Below are 4,952 nucleotides of genomic sequence, written 5' to 3'. Positions count from 1 at the left end.
CTCGGCGCTCTTCGCGGACAAGTGCTTCGATGCCCTGAAGGCGCCGATCAAGCTCGTTACGGCCCCTCATACTCCAGTGCCCTATGCGCCCAATCTTGAGGACGCCTATGTGCCGACCCCCGACGCTGTGGCGCAGGCCGCCAAATCTATCGTGAAGAGGTAATCCGATGTCGCTTATCGAAGCCGTCACCGTTCCCAAATGGGGAATGACAATGACCGAGGGGAAAATCACCCAATGGATGGTGGGCGAAGGCGACACCATCGTTCGAGGTCAGGAGATTCTTGAGATCGAAACGACCAAGGTCACCAATGTGGTCGAGTCGGCCGCCAGTGGTACACTGCGACGCATCGTCCTGAAGGAAGGTACAACGGCTCCGGTCGGTGCGCTTGCCGGCGTTGTCACCGACGACGCGGCAACACAGGACGAGATCGAAGCCTTCATCGCAAGTTATGCCGACAGGATGGGTGTCGGCGAGGAGGGCGGCGGTAATGCAATCGTCCCGCGTTCTGTGGCTGTTGGCGGCGGCACGGTAAATCTTCTCGAGGCTGGGGAAGGGGACAAGGACATCGTACTGTTCCTGCATGGTTTCGGTGGCGACCTGACGACCTGGCTCTTTAATCAGCCCGAGATCGCCCAGACGATGCGTACGATTGCGGTAGACCTGCCGGGGCACGGCAATTCCACCCCGATTGCAGGCCCTGATGTTCTTTCCGGAATCACATCGGCCGTGCTGGCGTCAATCCAGGATGTCGCAGCAACCAGGATCCATCTCGTTGCGCATTCATTCGGTGGCGCCGTCGCAGCATCGATAGCGGCCCGGGAGCCGTCTCGCATTGCGTCGGTCACGTTGATTGCGCCGATCGGCTTGGGCAAAGAGATCAGTCGCGACTTTCTCATCGACTTCATCGCGGCTGAGCGCCGGCGACCGTTGCAGGGGGTTTTGGAACGGCTGTTTGCCGATCCGTCGAAGATCACCAATGACATGGTCGAGGGAACATTGCGTTTCAAACGGCTGGAAGGCGTATCCGAGGCGCTTACCGAGATTGCGGGCGTGATCGCCAATGAGACCGGGCAGGTCCAGGCGATCAGTGAAACGCTCTCTGCACTTTCGTGTCCGGTCTTGCTTATCTGGGGCCAGGACGACCAGATCGTGCCTTTGCCACGGCGTGAGGATCTACCCGCAAATGTCGAGTTGCGCGTCATTTCATCCGTCGGACACATGCCGCAAATGGAGGCATCATCCACGGTCAACGAGGCAATCAGGGACAATGTACAGCGCGGTTGAACGACGTTCGGTTGCCGCTCGTATTTTTACCTAAACGAACTTAACTGGGAGATACCGAATGTCCGGAAGATTGTCAGGAAAACGCGTCCTTCTAACGGGAGGTGTCGCCAATATTGGCCTTGCTATTCTCGAGGCTTTTGTTGCCGAGGGTGCAACCGTGTCGGTTGTCGACATAGACTCGATACGCGGTGCGAATGTCGAGAAGCGGTTTGGTGGACGTGTCCGTTTTATTAAAGCGGATCTTTCGAAGGAAGATGAAATCGAGGCTGCCATATCCCAGTCAGTAGACTGGATGGGCGGTTTGGACACGCTGTGCCTCAATGCGGGCATCCAATTATCCGGAAAGCTCGAAGAGTTCACGACGAGTAATTGGGACAAGGTATTCGCAATCAATGTCCGTGCGAATTTCATTTTTGCAAGGGAGTCCGTGAAGCATCTACGGGCGGCAAAAAAAGCCTCGATCGTAATGATGTCGTCTCTGGCTGGTAAGCGAGGTGCGCCGGGCCTTCTCAGTTATTCATCCTCCAAGGCCGCTGTTATCGGATTGACGACGACGCTTGCGCTCGAACTTGCTCGCGATGGCATACGCGTAAACGCGGTTTGCCCAGGTTGGATCGACACCCCGTTTAATCAGCCAGCCATCGAGTATCTTGGGGGCAGGGACAAACAGGAATCGCTGGTCCCGATCCTGATTCCGCTGGGCCGCCAGGCCTCACCGGAGGAGGTGGCGCCACTTTTTGTTTATTTGGCGTCAGATGAAGCTTCCTACGTCACCGCACAGGCCATCAACGTCGACGGCGGCATCTACAACTAGGCCCCTGGTCGGCCAATCAGAAGGAGAATACGGCAATGGCCTCCACGATTACCCATGAAGCTGCGATTAAGGCCATTATGGCCGGTGCTTCGAAGGCGCGAGAACTTGAAGAGCCGTCTTCGCTTGCGATTGTTGATGCTGGAGGCAATCTGCTGGCCTTTTTGCGGGTTGATGATGCGGCGCTTTCCACGGTTGAGATCGCACAAGGCAAGGCCTACACCGCACTCGCCTTGCGCTCACCTTCTGGCAACTGGCTTGATATCGTACAGCCAGGCCGCGAGCTTTATGGACTGGATTCTCTCGGCGGCCGGCGACCGTTCGTGGTTTTCGGCGGCGGTCTGCCGGTTCGCAACGGGAAGTCGGTAATTGGCGGAGTAGGCGCGTCGGGCGGACCGGTCGAAGCCGACCTTCAGATCGCGCAGGCTATGGTCGATGTGCTCGAACACGCCTGAAGGTCCGCGTCGCAGCAAGCTCTGCTGACGATATTGAAGCAATTATAAAGGATACACGTTATGTCCGAGCACTCGGTTCGCCTCGAATGGAAGGCGAAGCCCCATATCGAAAATGCAGGAACCTATAGTCGCGACCATCGCGCGCTCTACAGTTCGAGCGTGTCTGTTCCGGTCTCTGCGGCGACGGAATATATGGGTAGTGGCGAATTGGCGGACCCGGAACAGCTTCTCGTCAATGCGCTGGCCAGTTGCCACATGCTCTACTTTCTCGCGATATGCGAGGGAAGTGGTTATAAGGTCGAGACCTATCAGGACAATGCTGTAGGCAAAGTCTCGAAAGGATCGGACGGAGCGTTCTGGGTTTCCGAAATCACTCTCCATCCCAAAGCCACTTTCAGTTCAGAAAAACAGCCGGATCATAACGCACTTGAGCGCATGCATCACCGCGCGCACAAAGGCTGCTTTATCGCGAATTCGATCAAGACGCCGGTTTCAATTGAATTAAGCTGAAACGCGCGGACCGGAAACAACAACCACTTCGACGAAAGCGGATAGGTATTCCAAATGAAAGACAAGTTATTTGTTGTTGCAACGATCGTGGCCAAGGAAGAGTGGCGCTCGCAGCTTGGGGACGCACTGGGCACTCTCGTACCTATTGCCAAAACGGAGCCCGGATTTGTGCAATATGATCTGCATGAATCGATCGAGAATCCCGGTACTTTTGTATTTTATGAAATTTGGGAAGATGAATCTTCTCTGGAAACTCACAATAATACGCCGTCGATGAAGGCGTTTGGTGAGAAAATTAGCGGGTGGGTCGATTCCGTAAAGCTTGAGAAATTTAAGCTGATCTCGTAGCCGCAAGATTAATCCAGCCCAAATGGCTACACGGTTGGAAGTTCAGGATGAAGAACCCGCAAATGAACGTGATGGACCCTCAGAATATTCGCGCCGATATTCGCAACGGTTTAATTGTGGATCAAACCTCGGGGATGGCGCCGGGTTTTGCGCAAGGCAACCTCGTTGTCCTTCCGAAGGTTTGGGCTACTGATTTTTTGCAGTTTTGTTTGGCAAACCCAAAACCCTGCCCTCTCCTTGCTGTGGGCAATCCTGGAGATCCTTCACTTCCTGGGGCTGGAGCAGGCATCGATATTCGTACCGATCTTCCGCGTTATCGCGTCTTTCGGGATGGAGCCCTGGTTGATGAGCTGGATGACATCCGAGCTCTTTGGCAGGATGATTTCGTTACGTTTTTGATTGGTTGTTCTTTTTCCTTTGAAGGAGCGTTGATGGATGCCGGAATTGGTGTTCGGCATATTGAACTCGGCACGAATGTGCCGATGTACAGAACAAACATCCAATGTCAGTCTGCCGGTCCGTTCAAAGGGCGCTATGTCGTATCCATGCGACCATTTTCGCCGGCGGACGCTATCCGTGCCATCGAGATTACAGCCACGATGCCACAAGTACATGGTGCACCTGTGCATTTTGGGGATCCGTCCGCGATCGGGATTTCCGACTTGTCGTCTCCCGACTTCGGAGACAGTGTACCGGTGCGCGATGGAGAGGTGCCTGTATTCTGGGCATGTGGTGTAACACCGCAGGTGGCGTTGGAACAGGCGAGGCCGCCAATCGCAATCGCTCACAGTCCTGGATATATGTTGATAACCGATATTGGCGAACAGGATTTACGGAGCGGTCAGTTTCAGTTTCAAAAACCCCACTGGTGACATTTGGTCCACCCTGCCTCCCAAGGCATCCGGGCGTCTAACCGAAGAAGGCATTATTCGAACCATAAGAACGAGTATGTCGCGAGTTAAAGTAAGTCCCGGAATTACTCGTTTTATTCGATAGTATGTTGTCTGCCTCTTCGTTGGCCCAGTCTGTGGCACCTGTCGAGTATCTCTTGAATATATGAATGCAAAGGCCCCTGCATTCACTTGCTTTTAAGGGGCGGCCTTAATCAAAGGCTACCAAACACCCCGTTGGATTTTTAAGTTTGCCTCTAGGTGCTGAGATAAAGAAGCGCGCTCACCGCGAGCCCAACGGCGATGATAACGATTGTTTGGCGATGTGAGATTTGACCGTAGTACCGCATTTTTACGCTCCCCTTTTTTGGTCATCCTACGCTTATGAACAGATCGGTCAACAAAAATGTAATCGTTGACATTATGATTTTTGTGTTGTTGTATACGTTAACATCACAAATTTGACGGCCTTAATGGCTGCGGGAACTTACGATCAAGGGCATTGATTATGTGCTGCCCAATGGAGGCCTACCAGTGAAGAAGTTGAATGTTGCGCTTATTGGCACGGGGTTCATGGGCAAAGCCCATTCGATAGCGACGGCGGTTGTGCCGATCCTGTTCGGCGCGCCGATCGAGATTGAGCGCAAGGTGG

7 protein-coding genes are annotated in these 4,952 nt (G+C 54.0%); all 7 read left to right on the top strand.

The window, feature by feature from the left end:
- Window positions 1–163: transketolase C-terminal domain-containing protein (locus O8B93_RS27690; RefSeq protein WP_309568524.1), on the top strand; the 163-nt coding region annotated here is incomplete at its 5' end.
- Between the two features lie 4 nt (window positions 164–167).
- Window positions 168–1,286, top strand: a complete 1,119-nt coding sequence (locus tag O8B93_RS27685) for an acetoin dehydrogenase dihydrolipoyllysine-residue acetyltransferase subunit (RefSeq protein ID WP_269713082.1) — start codon at window positions 168–170, stop codon at window positions 1,284–1,286.
- Window positions 1,287–1,344: 58 nt separating this feature from the next.
- Entirely contained in the window at window positions 1,345–2,100 is a 756-nt protein-coding gene (locus tag O8B93_RS27680; protein ID WP_269713081.1) for an SDR family NAD(P)-dependent oxidoreductase, read from the top strand.
- A gap of 35 nt (window positions 2,101–2,135) precedes the next feature.
- Entirely contained in the window at window positions 2,136–2,552 is a 417-nt protein-coding gene (locus O8B93_RS27675) for a GlcG/HbpS family heme-binding protein (RefSeq protein WP_269713080.1), read from the top strand.
- Between the two features lie 60 nt (window positions 2,553–2,612).
- On the top strand, window positions 2,613–3,062 hold the full coding sequence (locus O8B93_RS27670; protein ID WP_269713079.1) for an OsmC family protein: 450 nt from the start codon (window positions 2,613–2,615) through the stop codon (window positions 3,060–3,062).
- Window positions 3,063–3,116: 54 nt separating this feature from the next.
- Window positions 3,117–3,410, top strand: coding sequence for a putative quinol monooxygenase (locus O8B93_RS27665; RefSeq protein ID WP_269713078.1), 294 nt, complete (start codon window positions 3,117–3,119; stop codon window positions 3,408–3,410).
- A 62-nt stretch (window positions 3,411–3,472) separates the two neighbouring features.
- Window positions 3,473–4,282: a putative hydro-lyase gene (locus O8B93_RS27660; protein ID WP_269713083.1), complete on the top strand. Its 810-nt coding sequence runs from the start codon at window positions 3,473–3,475 to the stop codon at window positions 4,280–4,282.
- The last annotated feature ends 670 nt before the right edge of the window (window positions 4,283–4,952 follow it).

Origin of the sequence: Martinezella rhizogenes (genome assembly GCF_027460065.1) — a bacterium.
Classification (GTDB): Bacteria; Pseudomonadota; Alphaproteobacteria; order Rhizobiales; family Rhizobiaceae; genus Agrobacterium; species Agrobacterium rhizogenes_C.
Note: the sequence above shows the minus strand (reverse complement) of the source record. Positions and strands in the feature narration are given on the sequence as shown.

What these genes read in the sequence shown, in the direction of transcription:
- O8B93_RS27685 (WP_269713082.1), top strand. Translation starts at nt 168, where the DNA reads ATGTCGCTTATCGAAGCCGTCACCGTTCCCAAATGGGGAATGACAATG.
- O8B93_RS27680 (WP_269713081.1), top strand. Translation starts at nt 1,345, where the DNA reads ATGTCCGGAAGATTGTCAGGAAAACGCGTCCTTCTAACGGGAGGTGTC.
- O8B93_RS27675 (WP_269713080.1), top strand. Translation starts at nt 2,136, where the DNA reads ATGGCCTCCACGATTACCCATGAAGCTGCGATTAAGGCCATTATGGCC.
- O8B93_RS27670 (WP_269713079.1), top strand. Translation starts at nt 2,613, where the DNA reads ATGTCCGAGCACTCGGTTCGCCTCGAATGGAAGGCGAAGCCCCATATC.
- O8B93_RS27665 (WP_269713078.1), top strand. Translation starts at nt 3,117, where the DNA reads ATGAAAGACAAGTTATTTGTTGTTGCAACGATCGTGGCCAAGGAAGAG.
- O8B93_RS27660 (WP_269713083.1), top strand. Translation starts at nt 3,473, where the DNA reads ATGAACGTGATGGACCCTCAGAATATTCGCGCCGATATTCGCAACGGT.